Genomic DNA, 18,163 nt, shown 5'->3' on the forward strand with positions numbered 1-18,163 from the left:
ACAATGCTCCGTGATGACTACGGATACCGCGGTTCTCACCGTCACTGTGGACGGTCGGACGCTGACTTTCGCCCCGGGTAAGACGGTGACCTTCGGGCGCACGCTCGAATCGGACGTGACGATCAACCACCCGCTGGTCTCGCGGACGCATGCGGTGGCGTCGGCGACGCCCACCGGATGGGTCCTCACGGACCGGAGCACCAACGGGGTCTTCGTCGGCGGTGCCCGGCGGCCGACGACGGCGATCAACGGCACCCAGCAGCTGATGTTCGGTGACCCGCGGACCGGCGCACCGGTGGTCCTCTCCGCCGCGCCGCGGTCGACCACGCCGCCGCCCCCGCCCGCGCGGACCCCGCCTCCGGCGGCGTCGCAGCAGCCGGTCCAGCACCTCCCGGCGGCGAGCCGGGCACCGTCGAACCCGACGGCCCGGACGTCACCGCCGAGCGGCCCGAGCGGTTCGGGGCCATCCGGGCCGGGGGCCCGGAACTCGGCCCCGCCGTCGCGGCCGATGCCGCTCCCGCCGCGCCAGGCCCCGCCGTCGGCGTCGGCGTCGGCCCAGATCCCCGCGCAGCGGGCCGCCGTCCCGCCGCAGCTCTCGGGGGAGGTCGCGCCGCACCTGCGCGCGATGGCGGGTAACACCGGTCTCTACCAGGTGACGAAGATGCCGGCGCCGCCCGGCGGCTCCGGCCAGCTGACCATCGGCCGCACGCCGGACAACGACATCGCGCTCGGCGACATGCTGGTCTCCCGCCGCCACGCGCGCCTGCTCACCGGCCCCCGCGGCCTCGTCATCGAGGACCTGCACTCGGCGAACGGCACGCAGGTCAACGGCCGGCGCATCGCCGGCCCGACCCCGCTGCGCGACGGTGACCTGGTCACCATCGGCAACTCGGACCTCATCGTCGAGAACGGCCGCCTCGAGCGGCCCAAGGCCCAGGAGTTCGCCGGAGCCGGCCTCGCGGTGCAGGGCATCACCCTCACCGTCGACGGGAACAAGACGCTGCTGCACGGCGTCGACTTCCGCGCCGCACCCGGCACGCTGACGGCCGTGATCGGCCCGTCGGGCGCCGGCAAGTCGACGGTGTCCCGGGTCGTCTCGGGCGCCGTCACCCCGACCGCGGGCCGCGTCGAGTTCGAGGGCCGCGACGTGCACCGCGACTTCGACGCGCTCCGTTCCCGCATCGGCATGGTCCCGCAGGACGACGTACTGCACCGGCAGCTCACCCTGCAGCAGGCGCTGCGGTTCGCGGCCGAGCTGCGGCTGCCGCCCGACATGAGCAAGGCCGACCGGGACCAGGTGATCGACGGTGTGCTCGCGGAGCTCCAGCTCACCGAGCACAAGCAGACCCGCGTGGACAAGCTCTCCGGCGGCCAGCGCAAGCGCGCCTCGGTCGCGATGGAACTGCTCACCGGCCCGTCGCTGCTGATCCTCGACGAGCCCACCTCGGGCCTGGATCCCGCGCTCGACCGCCAGGTGATGCAGACCCTGCGCCGCCTCGCCGACGCCGGCCGCGTGGTGATCGTCGTGACCCACTCGCTCACGCACATCGACATGTGCGACCAGGTGCTCCTGCTCGCACCGGGCGGCAAGACCGCCTACTGCGGCTCGCCGAAGGGCGTCAAGGCCGCGATGGGCACGAGCGACTGGGCCGAGATCTTCGACTTCGCGGCCAAGCAGCCGGACGTGGCGTGGCAGCGTTACCGCTCGGCGCACCCCGCCCCGCCCCCGCCCGCTCCGACGGGCGCCCCGCCGACGCCGACGAAGGCGCCCAAGACCTCGATGCGCAAACAGCTCTCGGTGGTCGCGCGGCGCCAGCTGCGGCTCATCCTGGCCGATCGGGGCTACCTCGTCTTCCTGGTCCTCATGCCGATCGTGCTCGGCGCGGTCACACTGCTGGTGCCGGCCGAGAAGGGCCTGGCGGGTACCGCGGACTCGGAGCTCTCCGCGCCGAACATGATCCTGGTGCTGCTGGTGATCGGCGCCTGCTTCATGGGCGCCGCGCTCACGGCCCGCGATCTGGTGGGCGAACGCGCGATCTTCCAGCGCGAACGGGCCGTCGGACTGCGACCGGGCGCCTACCTGTCGGCCAAGACCGTCGTCTTCTTCGCGGCGGCCACGCTCCAGGCGGCGATCATGGTGGGCATCATGCTGGCCGGCACCGCCGTGCCCGATCAGGGCGCGATCCTCGCCAGCGTCCCGGTGGAGCTCATCATCGACATCGCCGTCCTGGCCTGTGTGTCCACCCTGGTCGGCCTGCTGATCTCGGCGATCGCACGGTCGGCCGAGCAGGTGATGCCGCTGCTCGTGGTTGTGGTGATCTCGCAGCTGGTGATGAGCGGTGGCCTGTTCGGGCTGGACGGCCGTCCGGGACTCGAGCAGTTGTCCTGGCTGTTCCCGTCGCGCTGGGGCTTCGCCGCCGCCGCGTCGACGATCGACCTGCAGAAGGTGACCTCGGTGACCGATCCGGTGTCCGGGCGGCCGGTGCCGTCGAGCGCCGACCCGCTGTGGGATTCCACGCCCACCCAGTGGGGCATCGCGATCGGCGTGCTCGCGGTCATGGCCGTCGCGCTGTGGGTCGCGACCCGGGTGCGGATCGGGCGGCAGTCCGCCTGAGCGCGCGCCGGTGATCCCGGACGGGAGCGGCACGCACGGGCACCGATAGGCTGAGCCGCATGCAGCGCATCATCGGTACCGAGGTGGAATACGGGATCTCCGCGCCGAAGGACCCGTCGGCCAACCCGATCCTGACCTCGACGCAGGCGGTGCTCGCGTACGCGGCCGCCGCGGCGGTGCCGCGGACCAAGCGGACGCGGTGGGACTACGACCTGGAGTCCCCGCTGCGCGACGCCCGCGGCTTCGACCTCGGGCGCGGCGGGCCGGCGCCGATCATCGACGCCGACGAGATCGGTGCCGCGAACATGATCCTGACCAACGGGGCGCGGTTGTACGTCGACCATGCGCATCCCGAGTACTCGGCCCCCGAGGTGACGGACCCGCTCGACGCGGTGATCTGGGACAAGGCGGGGGAGCGGGTCATGGACGCCGCGGCGCGCTACACGTCGACGGTGCCCGGCGCCCCGACGCTGCAGCTGTACAAGAACAACATCGACGGCAAGGGCGCGTCCTACGGAACGCACGAGAACTACCTGTGCCGGCGGGACACGCCGTTCGCCGCGATCGTCGCCGGCCTGACGCCCTTCTTCGTCACCCGCCAGGTGTTCTGCGGCAGCGGCCGCGTGGGTATCGGGGCGAACGGTGACGAGCCGGGCTTCCAGCTCTCGCAGCGCGCCGACTACATCGAGGTCGAGGTCGGCCTCGAGACCACGCTCAAGCGCGGCATCATCAACACCCGCGACGAGCCGCACGCCGATCCGGACAAGTACCGCCGGCTGCACGTCATCATCGGCGACGCCAACCTCGCCGAGACCTCGACGTACCTCAAGGTGGGCACGTCGTCGCTGGTCCTGGACCTGATCGAGGCGGGCGTCGACCTGTCGGACCTGCAGCTCGCGGCCCCGGTGACGGCGGTGCACCAGGTCTCGCGGGACCTGTCGCTGCGCGCGCCTCTCGAACTCGCCGACGGGCGGACCATGACGGCGCTGGACGTCCAGCGCGCCTACGCGGACCGGGTCGGGACCTTCCTCGAGGGCTCCGACGACGCCCGCGCTCTCGACGTGCACGCCACCTGGGTCCGCGTCCTCGACACGCTCGCCGACGATCCGCTGCGCCTCGCCGACGAACTCGACTGGCCGGCCAAGCTGCGCCTGCTCGAGGGCATCCGGCAGCGCGAGGGGCTGGGGTGGGCGGCCTCGAAGCTGCAGCTCGTGGACCTGCAGTACTCGGACGTCCGGCTCGACAAGGGGCTCTACAACCGGCTCGTCGCCCGCGGCTCGATGAAGCGCCTGGTCACCGAGCAGCAGGTGATGGACGCCGTCACCACGCCCCCCGAGTCGACCCGCGCCTACTTCCGCGGCGAGTGCATGCGCCGGTTCGGCAGCGAGATCGCCGCGGCCAGCTGGGATTCGGTGATCTTCGACATCGGCGCCGAATCGCTGGTGCGGATCCCCACCCTCGAGCCGTTGCGCGGCACGAAGGAGCACGTCGGTGCCCTGCTCGACGATGCCGCCACCGCCCGCGAGCTCGTCGACTCCCTGCGCGGCTGAACCCGCTCGGATCGTCGCCCTCGACCGGGCTGCACCGAGCCCGTATCGTCAGGGCATGACTTCGGCGGACACTCGCGATGCCGACGGCCCCACGGCGGTCCGGTTCGGTGGGCTCGCGGGAGGTCTCGAGTACGACGATGCCGCGTTCGAGGTGGACGACGACATCCAACGCATGTTCCACGGGACGGACGCCGAGTGATGCTGCTGCGCAAGCTGTACGAGAAGGCCTTTCCCGAGGTACTCAAGGCGCACGGCGAGCTGTACGTGCGGTCCGGCGGGCGCATCGGGCACAAGCTCCTCTTCGGCGTGCCCAGCCTGATCGTGCGCACCGTCGGCGCGAAGTCGGGTGAGCCGCGGACTACCGTGCTGACGTACGCTCGCGACGGTGCCGACTACGTCGTCGTGGCGTCCAAGGGCGGGGCGCCGAGAAACCCGGCGTGGTTCCACAACATGGTCGCCGCCGGCACCGTTGACGTGCAGGTGGGGACGAAGCGCTTCCCCGCCACCGTCGAGGCCCTGCGCCCCGGCGACGCCGACTACCAGCGCCTCTGGGATCTCGCGGACCGGAACAACGGCGGCCGCTACACCGCCTACCAGCGCAAGACCCGCCGCCCGATCCCCGTCGTCCGGCTTCGTCCGGTCTGAATGGCGCGGCGACACTCTTTCGCGGCGCCTCGCAGGTACGGCCCGATGGTCATCGCGCTGTTCTGCAGTTCCGCGCTCCTCCTAGCAGCGTTGATCATCAGTGTCGCCTTGGCTGTCCATGGTGCGCCCTCGGACGTGCCGTTCAATGTCGCCAGCGGCCTGGTCTTCGGCGTGGGCGGTCTCGTCGTGGCGATGCAGGCCGCAGCGCTCCCGGTTCCCAGGCACGGCGCTCTCCGACTGGTCGGTGGCATGGAGGTCAGAGGTCGGCTCGGCCCCCGATTCTTCCTGGTCGCGGTCGTCGCGGTCATGCAGAGCATCCTGGTGGTGGCCGCTGTCGGGCAGACCCTCGGATACCTCGGTCCGCCCGCTGATTGGAGCTCGATTTCGACCTGTCTCAGCGTCACCGGGTTCGCGCTGATGATCGACGCCCACCTCGTCGGTTACACCGCCGGAATGTGGCGGGCGAGCCGAATGGTGCTCGTCTCGATCAGCGAGGAGGGCGTGAGCACCGCGACCACGACCGGCTCGCCGGCGTACGTGCGCTGGTCCGAGGTATCCCATCGCTCGACAACGCCGGAGGCGGCGTTCGTTCCAGCTCTCGGGCGTTACTTCGTGCATCACTTGGTGTGGCGATTCGGCGATATCTCCGTCCGCACCCCCGTCGACCTCCGGCCGGGAGTCGACGAGATTGATCGTGAGATACAGCGCGTCGCGCCGCACCTTCGGATTCGGTGACCACACCTCGTGGCCACGCCGGTCCAGCTCCCGCCGCCACCACCGCCACGAGACCGAGGAGCGGCGCACCGTCGACCTACATGCCGAGGGCGAGGTTCCGGGCGAAGGCGACGCGGTTGAAGACGTCCTGCACGGCGAACGGCGAGTAGACCGGGACACTGGTGGTGTACGAGCGGCCGTCGGGGCCGAACACGCTGACCTGCACGAAACCCTGCGTCCGGTCCTCCTTCACCAGCAGGAACAACAGCGAGAACAGGCAGACCACGACTGCGCCGACCACGGCCATGACGACGGCCCAGGTCGGGATGGCGCGCGTGGTCACGCTGTGATCGGTCACGCTCCACTGCGCACCGGCGAGGGGGAAGGTACCCGCGGGCGTGATCACATCCGTGCGGGTGCAATGAATGTCGCCGATACTGACGAGCACCGGTTCGGGCATGCCGGGCGGCGTGTACGGATCCACGGGAGCAGTCTAGGCCGGTAGGGTTGAAACATCGGGCCGGGCGGCCCGGATGGTCCCGAAGGAGGCAGCGAGATGGCGCAGGAGCAGGTCAAGCGTGGCGGCGGCGGGGACGACGAGGATCTCGCGGGTGCCCCGTCGGGTGCCGGCCAGGAGCGTATCGAGAAGCTGACCGACGAGACCGACGATCTGCTGGACGAGATCGACGACGTGCTCGAGGAGAACGCCGAGGACTTCGTCCGCGCCTACGTGCAGAAGGGTGGCGAGTGACGCCCCTGCAGGGCGGATCGTCGTTCATCGAGCACCTCGCCGCGGTGGCGCCGGAGGCGCTGCCCGGCCGGGGTTCCGGGTCCGACGGTGCGCCGGACGTCCCGCACGGCACCACGATCGTGGCCGTCGCCTTCGACGGTGGCGTGCTGCTGGCGGGTGACCGCCGCGCCACGATGGGCAACCTCATCGCGCAGCGCGACATCGTCAAGACCTTCGTGACGGACGAGCTGACCGCGGTCGGCATCGCCGGTACCGCGGGTATCGCCAAGCAGATCGTGAAGCTCTTCACCGTCGAGCTCGAGCACTACGAGAAGATCGAGGGCGCACCGCTCACCTTCGAGGGCAAGGCGAACCGCCTCGCCGGCATGGTCCGCAGCAATTTCGGTGCCGCGCTGCAGGGGCTCGCCGCGGTCCCGCTGCTCGTCGGTTTCGACGAGGCGGAGGCCCGCGGCCGGATCGTCTCCTACGACGTCACCGGCGATTGGCACGACGAGGTCGGGTACCACTCGATCGGCTCGGGTTCCGCATGGGCGAAGTCGTCGATGAAGAAGCGCTTCCGTCCCGACCTGGACGCCGAGGGCGCGCTGGACGTGGCCGCGGAGGCCCTGTTCGACGCCGCGGACGACGACACCGCGACCGGCGGTCCCGACGTGCTGCGCAAGCTGTATCCGACGGCCGTCGTCGTCACCGCCGACGGTGCCGTCGAGATCGCCGAGGCGGACGTCGCCACGGCGACGGACCGCGTGATCGCGGCGCGGGGAGGTGCGCAGTGACCTTCCCGTACTACGCCTCCGCCGAGCAGATCATGCGTGATCGCTCGGAGCTCGCCCGCAAGGGCATCGCGCGCGGCCGCAGCGTCGTGGTGCTCAAGTACGCCGACGGGGTGCTCTTCGTCGCCGACAATCCCAGCTCGCTCAACAAGATCAGCGAGATCTACGACCGGATCGGCTTCGCCGCGGTCGGCAAGTACAACGAGTTCGAGTCGCTGCGCCGCGCGGGCATCCAGTTCGCCGACACGCGCGGCTACCAGTACTCCCGGCGGGACGTGACCGGCTGGTCGCTGACCAACGCCTACGCCTCGACCCTGGGCACCGTCTTCACCGAACAGGCCAAGCCCTACGAGGTGGAGCTGTGCGTCGCCGAGGTCGGCAGGCCCGGGAACCCGGCCTCGCGGCTCTACCGCGTCGGCTACGACGGTTCCGTCGGCGACGAGAAGCAGTTCGTGGTCATGGGCGGGCAGACCGAGACGATCACCCCCGTGCTCAGCGAGGGGTACGAGGACGGCCTGGATCTCGCCGCGGCGTTCGCGCTCGCGGTCAAGGCGCTCGGCGCCCCGGCACCGTCGAACGGTGGCTCGTCCTCGTCGCAGGCGGCGGAACCCAAGACCTTCGCGGCCGGCGAGCTCGAAGTCGCGGTCCTCGACCACGACCGGCCCCGTCGCGCCTTCAAGCGCCTGTCGGACGAGCGGGTCGCGGAGCTGCTGGGGTAGGCACCGTCGACGGTCCGGGCCGTGCTGCGACGCTCGGTCCGGACCGCGGGGTATGTTCGTGACGTGCAGCGGCGAATCATGGGAATCGAAACCGAGTTCGGAGTCACGTGTACGTTCCACGGGCACCGTCGACTGAGTCCCGACGAGATCGCCCGATACCTGTTCCGGCGCGTGGTCTCCTGGGGCCGCAGCTCGAACGTCTTCCTGCAGAACGGCTCGCGCCTGTACCTCGACGTGGGCAGCCACCCCGAGTACGCCACCGCGGAGTGCGATTCGGTGCTCCAGCTCGTCACCCACGACAAGGCCGGTGAGCGCGTCCTGGAGGACCTGCTGCTCGACGCCGAGCAGCGCCTGCAGGACGAGGGCATCGGCGGCGACATCTACCTGTTCAAGAACAACACCGATTCGGCGGGCAACTCCTACGGCTGCCACGAGAACTACCTCGTGAGCCGGGTGGGAGAGTTCTCCCGGATCGCGGACGTGCTGCTGCCCTTCCTGGTGACCCGCCAGCTGATCTGCGGCGCAGGCAAGGTCCTGCTCACGCCGAAGAACGCCACCTACTGCCTGAGCCAGCGCGCCGAGCACATCTGGGAGGGCGTCTCCAGCGCCACCACGCGCAGCCGCCCGATCATCAACACCCGCGACGAGCCGCACGCCGACGCGGAGAAGTACCGCCGCCTGCACGTCATCGTCGGCGACTCGAACATGTCCGAGACCACCACGATGCTCAAGGTGGGCACGGCGCATCTCGTGCTGGAGATGATCGAGGCGGGCGTGCAGTTCCGCGACTTCTCGCTGGACAACCCGATCCGGGCGATCCGCGAGGTCAGTCACGACACCACCGGACGGCACGAGGTGCGGCTGGCCGCCGGCCGGCAGGCCGGGGCGCTCGACATCCAGCGGGAGTACTACGCACGCGCCGTCGAGTACCTCGCGGCCCGCGAGCCCGACGAGCAGCTCGCCAAGGTCGTCGACCTGTGGGGCCGCACGCTCGACGCGGTCGAATCGCAGGACTTCTCGGGCGTCGACACCGAGATCGACTGGGTGATCAAGCGCAAGCTCTTCCAGCGCTACCTGGACAAGTACTCGATGGACCTGGCGGATCCCAAGATCGCCCAGCTCGACCTCGCCTACCACGACATCAAGCGCGGCAGGGGCGTCTTCGACGTGCTGCAGCGCCGCGGCCTGGCCGCGCGCGTCACCACCGACGAGGCGGTCGAGGCCGCGATGACCACTCCGCCGCAGACCACCCGGGCGAAGTTGCGCGGGGAGTTCATCACGGCCGCCCAGGCGGCGGGCCGCGATTTCACGGTGGACTGGGTGCACCTCAAGCTCAACGACCAGGCGCAGCGCACGGTGCTGTGCAAGGACCCGTTCCGCAACGTCGACGAGCGCGTCGAGCGGTTGATCGCGTCGATGTGACGCGCCCGCGCCGGTACGCCCGAACTGTCCGAGTAGAACGTAAGATCGACACGTGGCAACTTCGCGGATCGAGCGTCTCACCAACCTGGTGATCTGCCTCCTCTCCACGCAACGTCCGCTGGAGCGGGACTACATTCGGGCGAACGTCTTCGGGTACGACCCGGAGGCCGACGACGAGGCCTTCGAGCGCATGTTCGAGAGGGACAAGGCGGACCTGCGGGAACTCGGCGTGCCGATCGCGGTCGTACCCGTCTCCCGGATCAATTCGGCCGTCGGCTACCGCATCGCCTTCGACGAGTACGCCCTGGGCGACATCGATCTCGACCCCGACGAGGCCACCGCGGTCGCCGTCGCGGCCGCGCTGTGGCAGTCGCCGGAGCTCTCCGCGGCGGCGCAGTCGGCCGTGCAGAAGCTGCGCGCCGGCGGGATGGACGTCGACGGTCCCGGACCCGGCGCCGCCCCCGGCATCGCGCCCGACCGGGGCGCGGAAGCCGCCCTGCTGGCCGTGCTCGAGGGCGTCGAGCGGGGCCGGCAGGTCACCTTCGAGCATCGGGCGAACCCCGCGCAGCCCTACGTCGACCGCACGCTCCACCCGTGGGGCGTGGTCACCTTCCGCGGCAGCGCCTACGCCGTCGGGCACGACGTGGCCCGCGACGCCGTCCGCACCTTCAAGCTCAGCCGCGTCCGCGGGGGAGCGGTCACCAACAGCCCCGCCACCATTCGACCGCCCGAGGGCTTCGACCTGCACGCGCACGTCGTGGCCACCGTCGTGGAACGCGATCCGGTCGGCACCGCCCGGCTGTGGGTCGCGCAGGGCCGGGGGGACGGGCTGCGCCGCCTCGCCTCCTCGCAGTCCGACGGTGCCTTCCGGGGCCGGCCCGGCACGGAACTGTCGGTGGAGATGCGTTCGGTGGACGCGGTGGCCCGGGAGGTCTGCGGCCTCGGTCCCGATGCGGTGGTCCTCGATCCGCCGCAGTTGCGCGCCGCGGTGATCGACCGGCTCACGGCACTGGCGGGGGCGCGATGAGCACACCGTCGAGGCAGCCCACCAAGCAGATGCAGCGCCTGGCCCGCTGGCTGAACGTGATCCCGTACTTCAACAGCCACCCGGACGCGGATCTGGAACGCGCCGCCGCGGACCTGGGTGTCACCGTGCCGCAGCTGCTCAAGGACATCTCGGGGCTCACCATGTGCGGCCTGCCGGGCATGTTCCCCGGCGACCTCATCGAGATCAACTACGACGAGGCGGGCGTCGACATCGAGTTCAGCGCCAAACTGGACCGGCCGCTCAAGCTGACCGGGCCGGAAGCGGCGTCGCTGCTGCTCGCGCTCCGGGCGCTCGCGGACGCCCCGGGCGTCGCCGATCCCGCCGCCGTGCTCCGGGCCATCGCCAAGCTGGAGGCCGCGGTCGCCGGGGCGGGGCGGGGCACCGTCGCGTCCATCGACGGCGCGCACGAGGACGGACCGGTCACCGCGATCGCGGGCACCGTCCGCGGTGCACTGCGCGACCGGCGCGCCCTGCACCTGCGCTACTACTCGGCCACCCGGGACGCCGCCACCGAGCGCGACGTCGACCCGATCGCGCTCGACACCTTCGACGGGCACACCTATCTGCAGGCCTGGTGCCGCGCCAGCGAGGGCCTGCGGATGTTCCGGCTCGACCGGATCGACGAGGTCACCGTCCTCGACGAACCCGCCTCGGTGCCACAGCACGTCGAACCCGCGTCCGGCCTGTTCGACGGTGCCGCCCCCGGCGAGCTGACCACCGCGACCCTCGAGGTCGGGCCCGGCGCGGCCTGGGCGCTCGAGTACCACCCGTTCACGGTGCTCTCGGACGATCCGGGCGGCCCGGTCACCGCGACGATGCAGTACGCGACGCAGGCCTGGATGGTCCGCTTCGTCCTCAGCTTCGGCGGTGAGGTGACGGTGCTCGGCCCGCAGTCGCTCGCCGACGCCGTCGCCGAGCGCGCCGCCGCGGGGCTCGCCAACTATTCATGAACTGGACATGTCCGCCCAGCGGATTCACAGCGATCGACGCTCCACGCGTCCGGTAGTCTCGATGAGAGTTATTCGCGAAGTTAGTGAGGCAGCATCATGGGGCTCACCCATTCTCCTTGGGCATGGATCGTCATCGCCGTCGTTCTGCTGATCCTGTTCGGTGGTAAGAAGCTGCCGGATGCGGCCCGCGGGCTCGGCCGGTCGATGCGCATCTTCAAGAGCGAGATGGACGAGATGAAGACCGAGGGCGAGAAGGCACCCGCCCCGAAGCCGCAGGCGCAGGTCACCGAGCAGCCGATCGACGTCCAGACGGTGCAGCCGTCCGAGGCCGATCACAAGTCGGCGTAGCCGCCGCCTGCCCCTTTGAAGATCCCGTTCGATCCGCGTCGTCGTCGTGCCGTCGTCAATCCCGACGGCACGATGTCGATCGTGGAGCACCTCTACGAGCTGCGAACCCGGCTGCTGTGGTCGCTCGCGGCGATCGTCGTCACGTCGGTCGTCGGCTTCTGGTGGTACAGCCACGGCCCGTTCGGGCTGCCCTCGACCGGCCACCTGCTCACCGGGCCCTACTGCGACCTCCCCGCCACCTCGCGCGCGGAGATCACGCGCGACGGTGAGTGCCGGCTGTTGGCGACCGGCGTCTTCGACCAGTTCAACCTGCGCCTCAAGGTGGCCGTGGCCACGGGCGTGCTGCTGGCCTGCCCGGTGTGGCTCTACCAGATCTGGGCGTTCATCGTGCCCGCCCTGCACCGCAAGGAGAAGCGGTACACCGCGATCTTCGTGAGCCTCGGCGGCACCCTGTTCATCAGCGGCGCGGTGCTCGGCTACTTCATGATCACCAGCGCCTTCAACTTCTTCCTCACCGTCGGCAACGAGACCCAGGTGACGGCGCTCCAGGGGCCGGAGTACTTCAGCTTCGTGCTCACCGTGATGGCCATCTTCGGCGTCAGCTTCGAGCTGCCGCTCTTCATCGTGGCGCTGAACCTCGTCGGTGTGCTGCCGTACACCAAGCTGGTGAAATGGCGCCGCGGCCTGCTGCTGTCGATGTTCATCTTCTCGGCCGTGATCACCCCGTCCGGCGATCCGTTCACGATGCTCGCGCTGGGCGCAGCGCTCGCCGTCCTGCTCGAACTGTCGATCCAGTTCGCGCGGTTCCACGACCGGCTCAAGGCCAAGCGCACCGTCGGCGGGGACGCCTGGACGGGCGAGCTCGATGACGAGACGGCGTCGCCGGCACCGTCGGCCCCGCAGCCGATCGCCGCGTCCCCGGGCGCGACGAGCAGCGCGGTGGCGGCCCCGGATCCGGTCGGCCCCGCGCAGCGGACGACCCGCACCTCGATCCCGCGTTCGGGGTTCGATGACATCCTCTGAGCTGGAGACCTTCGCCGCCGCCCTCGACTTCACCCTCGACCCGTTCCAGGTCCAGGGCTGCGAGGCGCTGGAGCGGGGGCGCGGCGTCCTCGTCTGCGCCCCGACGGGCGCGGGCAAGACCGTCGTCGGAGAGTTCGCGGTGCATCTGGCGCTCGCGGCCGGCACCAAGTGCTTCTACACCACGCCGATCAAGGCGCTCTCCAACCAGAAGCACGCCGAACTGACGGCGCGGTACGGCGCGCAGAACGTCGGCCTCCTCACCGGCGACACGGCGATCAACTCGTCGGCGCCCGTGGTCGTGATGACCACCGAGGTGCTCCGGAACATGCTCTACGCGAACTCGACCACCCTCGACGGCCTGAGCCACGTGGTGATGGACGAGGTGCACTATCTCGCGGACCGGTTCCGCGGCGCGGTGTGGGAGGAGGTGATCCTGCACCTCCCGCAGGACGTGCGCCTGGTCAGCCTGTCTGCCACGGTCTCCAACGCCGAGGAGTTCGGTGCGTGGATCACCGAGGTCCGCGGCAGCACCGAGGTGATCGTCGACGAGCACCGGCCGGTGCCGCTGTGGCAGCACATGCTCGTCGGCCGCAAGCTCTTCGACCTCTTCGACACGAAAGCGCTGCGCACCGGCAATGGAACGGGGCACGACTCCACCGCGCGCAACCTCGTCCTCGACGCCGACCTGGTGCGCTACGTCAAGCAGCGCGAATCGCTCGACCGCAGCTTCGATCCCGGCATCAACAGCCGCACGGGACGCCGCGCCGGCGGGCGGGGTCGCCCGCAGGCGGTGCGCCGCCCCATCCCGCGCCCGGATGTCATCGCGCTCCTCGACGCCGAGGGGCTGCTGCCGGCGATCACCTTCGTCTTCTCCCGCTCGGGCTGCGAGCAGGCGCTGACCCAGTGCCTGCGCTCGCCGGTCGTCCTCACCGACCAGGCGCAGGCCGAGGAGATCGGCCGGATCATCGACAAGCACGTCGCCGAGTTCTCGCCCGCCGACCTGGACCTCCTCGGCTACGAGGAATGGCGCGCGGCCCTGCTCCGCGGTTTCGCGGCGCACCACGCCGGGATGCTCCCGGCCTTCCGGCACGCGGTCGAGGAACTCTTCGTCAAAGGCCTGGTCCGGGCCGTCTTCGCCACCGAGACCCTCGCGCTCGGCATCAACATGCCGGCACGCACCGTCGTCCTCGAGCGCCTGGTCAAGTACAACGGCGAGTCCCACGTCGAGCTCACGCCGGGCGAGTACACGCAGCTCACCGGCCGGGCCGGACGCCGCGGCATCGACATCGAGGGCCACGCCGTCGTGCTCTGGCAGACCGGCGTGCGCCCGCAGGAGGTGGCCGGCCTCGCCGGGGCCCGCACGTTCCCGCTGGTCAGCTCGTTCTCGCCCGGCTACAACATGTCGATCAACCTGCTCGATCGCCTCGGGCGGGAGGGGGCCGAGCGGCTCCTGGAGGCGAGCTTCGCGCAGTTCCAGGCCGACCGGTCCGTGGTCGGCCTGGCCAAGCGCGTCGAGCGCGGGGAGAAGGAGCTCGCGACCCTGCAGGCGCAGATCACCGAGGCCGCGGGCGGCGCCGACTACCTCGAGTACGTCCGGCTCCGGGAGGCCGTGCGGGCGCGCGAGCGGTCGCTGCGCCGCGAGCACCTGGCGGACCGCCGCGACGGCGCCGCTACCGCGCTCGCCGAGCTGCGCCGGGGCGATGTCATCGCGGTGACCGGCGGTCGCCGACGGGGCCTGGCCCTCGTCGTCGAGCCCTCCGGCGACCGGCGCGACCCCAAGCCGGTCGTCGTCTCCGAGAGCAGCTGGTCGGGGCGCGTCGGCACCGGCGACTTCGTCGGCGAGATCCAGGTCCTCGGCACGCTCCGGGTGCCCCGCAACGCCGATTACCGTTCCGGCCGGGGCAAGCGGGACCTGGCCTCGACGCTGCGCAACAGCGCGATCTCGGCCCCCCGACAGCAGGCGAAGGCGCACCGTCCGGCTGCGTCCGACTCCCAGCTCGCGGACCTGCGCGCCCGCATGCGAGCCCATCCGGCCCATACGGGGACGCGGGCCCCGGAGCTCGACCGCCTCGCCGAGCGGTACGCACGCCTGGAACGCGAGGTCACCTCCTCCGCGGCGACGGTGCGCGCCACCACCTCGTCGCTCGCCGTCACCTTCGAACGCATCGTGGCGCTCCTCTCCGACCGCGGGTACATCGCGAACGTCGACGGTGAGCCCGAGCTGACGGAGTCCGGGCACCGTCTGGCCCGGGTCTACAGCGAGTCCGACCTGCTGGTGTGCGAGTGCATCGAGGACGGCGTCTTCGACGGCCTCGACGCGGCCGGGCTCGCCGCCGTGGTCAGCACCCTGGTCTTCGAGTCCCGCGGGGAGCGCGGCGGCATGCTGCTCACGGGGGAGAAGGTCCCCGGGGCCGTGCGTTCGGCGATCCGTGACATCGCCGACCGGTGGGCCGACATCGTCGCCGCCGAGGCGGCGCACCGGCTCGAGCCGAGCCGGGAGCCGGACATCGGCTTCGCCGCCCCCCTGCACCAGTGGGCGAGCGGCGGCACGCTGGCCGCGGTGCTCCTGGCCGCCGGCGAACGCGGGCGGCCGCTGCCCGCGGGCGACTTCGTCCGGTGGTGCCGACAGGTGATCGACCTGCTCGATCAGATCAAGCAGACCTCGTACGACACCCGTCCCGGCCTCGCCGGCGTCGCGACCGCGGCGATCGCGGCGGTCCGGCGCGGCGTGGTCGCGGAATCCGGGTGATCATCGGGTATCTTGACCGAAGATGCGAACGTCGTCGGCCGTCGGCCTGCGACAGGGGAGGATGGACAGATGAGCAACCCGCAGGATCCGAACCAGTGGGCGCAGCAGGGCTGGCAGCAGCCCGGCCAGCAGCCGCCGCAGGATCAGACCCAGATCGCGCCCCAGTACGGCCAGCAGGGCTACGGCGCCCCGTCGGGTGATCAGACCCAGATCTCGCCGCAGTACCAGGGCCAGTGGGGGCAGCCGCAGCCGCAGGGCCAGCAGTTCGGCGGGTACCAGCCGCCGCAGCCGCCCCAGTTCGGGCAGGATCAGTTCGGTCAGCCCACGCAGTACGCGGGCCAGCAGTTCGGGCAGCAGTTCGGCCAGCCCCAGCCGGAGGGGCCGAAGAAGTCCAAGACCGGGCTCATCGTCGGGATCGCCGCGGCGGCGATCATCGCGATCGTGGTGATCGTGGTCGGCATCGGCTGGGCCACCGGCGCCTTCTTCGGCAAGAAGTTCGACAACGCCAAGGTCAACGAGGGCGTGACGAAGGTCCTCAAGGAGAGCTACAACGAGACCGACACCAAGGACGTCTCGTGCAAGACCGACGGCGTGAAGGTCAAGGAGGGCGAGACCTTCACCTGCACCGCCTCCGTCGGCGGCAAGCAGAAGACGGTCACCGTCAAGGTCCTCGACGACAGCGGCAAGTACCAGGTGGGCGCCCCCTCCTGAGCCGCCCCGCCCGGTGACCGCTCAGCCCGCGAGGGCGGCGAGCAGTCGCTCCACCTGCGCTCCGATCCGCAGCTCCTCGGCCAACTCGGCCAGGCGCTGCGGATCGCGTGCTTCGCGGGGCAGTGCATCGGAGCCCGAGAGCGCGACGTCCGCGTCCCGGCGCACCCACACCACGTCCCACGCCGCGTCGAGGTAACCCGCGGAGCCGGCGATCGACGTCGCGGCGCGCGCCGGCAGGGGCGACGGCGTCGCCGCGGCGGCCTCCCGGATCGCGGCGAGGGAGCCGTACTGCAGCAGCAGTTTCGATGCGGTCTTCTCGCCGATCCCCGGTACGCCGGGCAGCCCGTCGGACGGGTCGCCGCGCAGCAGTGCGAGTTCCGCGTACGCCTCGCCCGCCCGCTCCACCGGCAGCCCGTACCGCTCCGCGACCTCGGCCGGACCGAACATCTCCGCCTTGGCGATGCCGCGGCCGATGTAGAGGCACCGGACGCCGGGCGCGGCATCGTCGGCGACCTGCAGCAGGTCCCGGTCGCCGGAAACCACGATCACCGGATCCGTCCGCTCTCGGGCGGCGAGGGTGCCGAGAACGTCGTCCGCCTCCAGGCCGACGGCGCCGCCCGTCGCGATGCCGACGGCGTCGAGCACCTCGAGGATCATGTCGACCTGCGGGGTGAGGGTGTCCGGCACCTCCTCGGCTCCGCTCTCCGCGCCGTCAGCATCGACGGCCACGCGATGGGTCTTGTACGTGGGCAGCAGCTCGACGCGGAAGGCGGGCCGCCAGTCCAGGTCCAGGCACGCCACGAGGCGGCCCGGCCGGTGCGTCGCGATCAGCTGCGAGGTCATGTCGAGGAAGCCGCGCAGCGCGTTGACCGACCGCCCGTCGGCGGACTTCACCTTGTCCGGGATGGCGTAGAAGGCCCGGAACCAGAGCCCGGCGGAGTCGAGCAGCATCAGCGGGCGCGCGTCGTTCGTCACGGGAAGCATGGTGTCACAATCGAGGTATGAACGACCTTCCCGCTGCGTTTCCGGTGTCGGTGTACGCGACCCGACTCACCAAGGCCCAAGGGCTCGCGACGGCGGCGGGCACCCCGCTCGTCATCACTCCGGGCCCTGATCTCGCGTACCTGACCGGCATCGTCAGCGAGTCCTTCGAGCGGCTGACGGCCCTCGTCATCACCGACAGCGGGTTCACGCTGGTGGTCCCGCGGCTCGAGCTGGCCATCCTCAAGGATTCCGCGGTCCCGGGCCTCAGCGACGCCGGCGTCGAGCTCACCGTCTCGCCGTGGGTCGACGGTGACGACCCCTACGAGCTCGTCCTCGGCGCGCTCGCCGGGGCGTCGACGGTGGCCGTCGCCGACGCGGTGCCCGCGCTGCACCTGGTGCCCCTGCTGGACCGGGGCCTGAGCGTGCGGCTCGCGACCGGTGTTCTGCGCCGGCTGCGGATGATCAAGGACGCCGCGGAGATCGCGGAGTTGCGTGCGGCGGGAGCGGCCATCGACCGGGTGCACGCCCGGGTGCCGGAGATCCTCGCGGTCGGGCGCACCGAGCGGGAGGTCGCCGACGACATCGCCGCCGCCATCGTCGAGGAGGGCCACAGCGAGGCGGCGTTCGTCATCGTCGGCTCGGGCCCGCACGGCGCGGACCCGCATCACGAGGTCTCGGACCGGGTGATCGAGGCGGGCGACATCGTGGTGGTCGACATCGGCGGGCCGCTGCCCTCCGGCTACAACTCCGACTGCACCCGCACCTACGCGATGGGGGAGCCGTCCGCGGAGACCGCCGAGCAGTACGCGCTGCTCGAGCGCGCGCAGCGGGCCTCGGTCGAGGCGGTGCGCCCGGGCGCGACGGCGCACGAGATCGACGCCGCCGGACGGGATCTCCTGGCCCGCGCCGGTCTGGGGGAGTTCTTCCTGCACCGCACCGGGCACGGGATCGGACTGTCCGTGCACGAGGAGCCCTACATCGTCGCCGGAAACGACATTCCCGTCGAACCGGGCATGGCCTTCTCGATCGAGCCGGGAATCTACTTCAGTGACCGATGGGGCGCGCGGATCGAGGATATCGTCATCGTCACCGAGGACGGCTGTGAGCCAGTCAACACCAGGCCGCACAGCTTGATGATCCTCTAGAGACGACCCCGAGGAGAGAC

At 71.0% G+C, this 18,163-nt stretch carries 18 protein-coding genes; 16 read left to right on the forward strand and 2 right to left on the reverse strand.

All coding sequences use genetic code 11. From position 1 onward, the window contains the following. Positions 1-13 precede the first annotated feature (13 nt). Genes AC21LY_RS07400 through AC21LY_RS07420 form a run of 5 tightly spaced genes read left to right on the forward strand, consistent with a single transcriptional unit; the run spans position 14 to position 5,544 of the window. Complete coding sequence (locus tag AC21LY_RS07400; protein ID WP_489045754.1) at positions 14-2,614, forward strand: ATP-binding cassette domain-containing protein; 2,601 nt, start codon at positions 14-16, stop codon at positions 2,612-2,614. Between the two features lie 59 nt (positions 2,615-2,673). Beyond that, on the forward strand, positions 2,674-4,164 hold the full coding sequence (gene dop, locus AC21LY_RS07405; RefSeq protein WP_489045755.1) for a depupylase/deamidase Dop: 1,491 nt from the start codon (positions 2,674-2,676) through the stop codon (positions 4,162-4,164). Positions 4,165-4,219: 55 nt separating this feature from the next. After that, positions 4,220-4,363 carry a hypothetical protein gene (locus AC21LY_RS07410; RefSeq protein WP_489045756.1) on the forward strand — a complete coding sequence of 48 codons (144 nt, stop codon included), beginning with the start codon at positions 4,220-4,222 and terminating at the stop codon, positions 4,361-4,363. Further along, on the forward strand, positions 4,363-4,809 hold the full coding sequence (locus AC21LY_RS07415) for a nitroreductase family deazaflavin-dependent oxidoreductase (protein WP_489045757.1): 447 nt from the start codon (positions 4,363-4,365) through the stop codon (positions 4,807-4,809). The genes AC21LY_RS07410 and AC21LY_RS07415 overlap by 1 nt, the downstream gene beginning before the upstream one ends. Positions 4,810-4,854: 45 nt before the next feature. Next, positions 4,855-5,544 carry a hypothetical protein gene (locus AC21LY_RS07420; RefSeq protein ID WP_489045758.1) on the forward strand — a complete coding sequence of 230 codons (690 nt, stop codon included), beginning with the start codon at positions 4,855-4,857 and terminating at the stop codon, positions 5,542-5,544. Between the two features lie 76 nt (positions 5,545-5,620). Here AC21LY_RS07420 and AC21LY_RS07425 read toward each other — a convergent pair whose 3' ends face one another. After that, entirely contained in the window at positions 5,621-6,007 is a 387-nt protein-coding gene (locus AC21LY_RS07425) for a hypothetical protein (protein ID WP_489045759.1), read from the reverse strand. Between the two features lie 72 nt (positions 6,008-6,079). Between AC21LY_RS07425 and AC21LY_RS07430 the strand changes: the two genes are divergently transcribed. The 10 genes from AC21LY_RS07430 (at position 6,080) to AC21LY_RS07475 (ending at position 16,014) form a co-directional block, all read left to right on the forward strand. Beyond that, the gene (locus tag AC21LY_RS07430; protein WP_489045760.1) at positions 6,080-6,274 is read left to right on the forward strand and encodes a ubiquitin-like protein Pup; all 195 of its coding nucleotides are present in this window, start codon (positions 6,080-6,082) and stop codon (positions 6,272-6,274) included. Continuing rightward, positions 6,271-7,047: a proteasome subunit beta gene (gene prcB, locus AC21LY_RS07435; RefSeq protein WP_489045761.1), complete on the forward strand. Its 777-nt coding sequence runs from the start codon at positions 6,271-6,273 to the stop codon at positions 7,045-7,047. Before AC21LY_RS07430 ends, prcB begins: the two co-directional genes overlap by 4 nt. Next, positions 7,044-7,763: a proteasome subunit alpha gene (gene prcA, locus AC21LY_RS07440; protein WP_489045762.1), complete on the forward strand. Its 720-nt coding sequence runs from the start codon at positions 7,044-7,046 to the stop codon at positions 7,761-7,763. The genes prcB and prcA overlap by 4 nt, the downstream gene beginning before the upstream one ends. A gap of 63 nt (positions 7,764-7,826) precedes the next feature. Further along, positions 7,827-9,185: a Pup--protein ligase gene (pafA, locus tag AC21LY_RS07445; RefSeq protein ID WP_489045763.1), complete on the forward strand. Its 1,359-nt coding sequence runs from the start codon at positions 7,827-7,829 to the stop codon at positions 9,183-9,185. A gap of 52 nt (positions 9,186-9,237) precedes the next feature. Then, complete coding sequence (locus AC21LY_RS07450) at positions 9,238-10,212, forward strand: helix-turn-helix transcriptional regulator (protein ID WP_489045764.1); 975 nt, start codon at positions 9,238-9,240, stop codon at positions 10,210-10,212. After that, positions 10,209-11,183 (forward strand): helix-turn-helix transcriptional regulator, encoded by a 975-nt coding sequence (locus tag AC21LY_RS07455; protein WP_489045765.1) that lies wholly within the window; start codon positions 10,209-10,211, stop codon positions 11,181-11,183. The genes AC21LY_RS07450 and AC21LY_RS07455 overlap by 4 nt, the downstream gene beginning before the upstream one ends. Before the next feature lie 96 nt (positions 11,184-11,279). Then, positions 11,280-11,531: a Sec-independent protein translocase subunit TatA gene (tatA, locus tag AC21LY_RS07460; protein WP_489045766.1), complete on the forward strand. Its 252-nt coding sequence runs from the start codon at positions 11,280-11,282 to the stop codon at positions 11,529-11,531. A gap of 15 nt (positions 11,532-11,546) precedes the next feature. Further along, positions 11,547-12,554, forward strand: coding sequence for a twin-arginine translocase subunit TatC (gene tatC / locus AC21LY_RS07465; protein WP_489045767.1), 1,008 nt, complete (start codon positions 11,547-11,549; stop codon positions 12,552-12,554). Further along, positions 12,541-15,303 (forward strand): DEAD/DEAH box helicase, encoded by a 2,763-nt coding sequence (locus AC21LY_RS07470; protein ID WP_489045768.1) that lies wholly within the window; start codon positions 12,541-12,543, stop codon positions 15,301-15,303. The genes tatC and AC21LY_RS07470 overlap by 14 nt, the downstream gene beginning before the upstream one ends. A 69-nt stretch (positions 15,304-15,372) precedes the next feature. Then, positions 15,373-16,014, forward strand: coding sequence for a DUF4333 domain-containing protein (locus AC21LY_RS07475; protein ID WP_489045769.1), 642 nt, complete (start codon positions 15,373-15,375; stop codon positions 16,012-16,014). A gap of 21 nt (positions 16,015-16,035) precedes the next feature. On the opposite strand, the gene AC21LY_RS07480 is transcribed toward AC21LY_RS07475, so the two are convergent. After that, a complete protein-coding gene (locus AC21LY_RS07480; protein ID WP_489045770.1) occupies positions 16,036-16,998 on the reverse strand; it encodes a 5'-3' exonuclease in 963 nt (320 codons plus the stop codon). A 17-nt stretch (positions 16,999-17,015) separates the two neighbouring features. Between AC21LY_RS07480 and AC21LY_RS07485 the strand changes: the two genes are divergently transcribed. After that, on the forward strand, positions 17,016-18,143 hold the full coding sequence (locus AC21LY_RS07485) for a M24 family metallopeptidase (protein ID WP_489045771.1): 1,128 nt from the start codon (positions 17,016-17,018) through the stop codon (positions 18,141-18,143). Positions 18,144-18,163 lie beyond the last annotated feature (20 nt).

Source organism: Tsukamurella sp. II2bb (assembly GCF_057815145.1).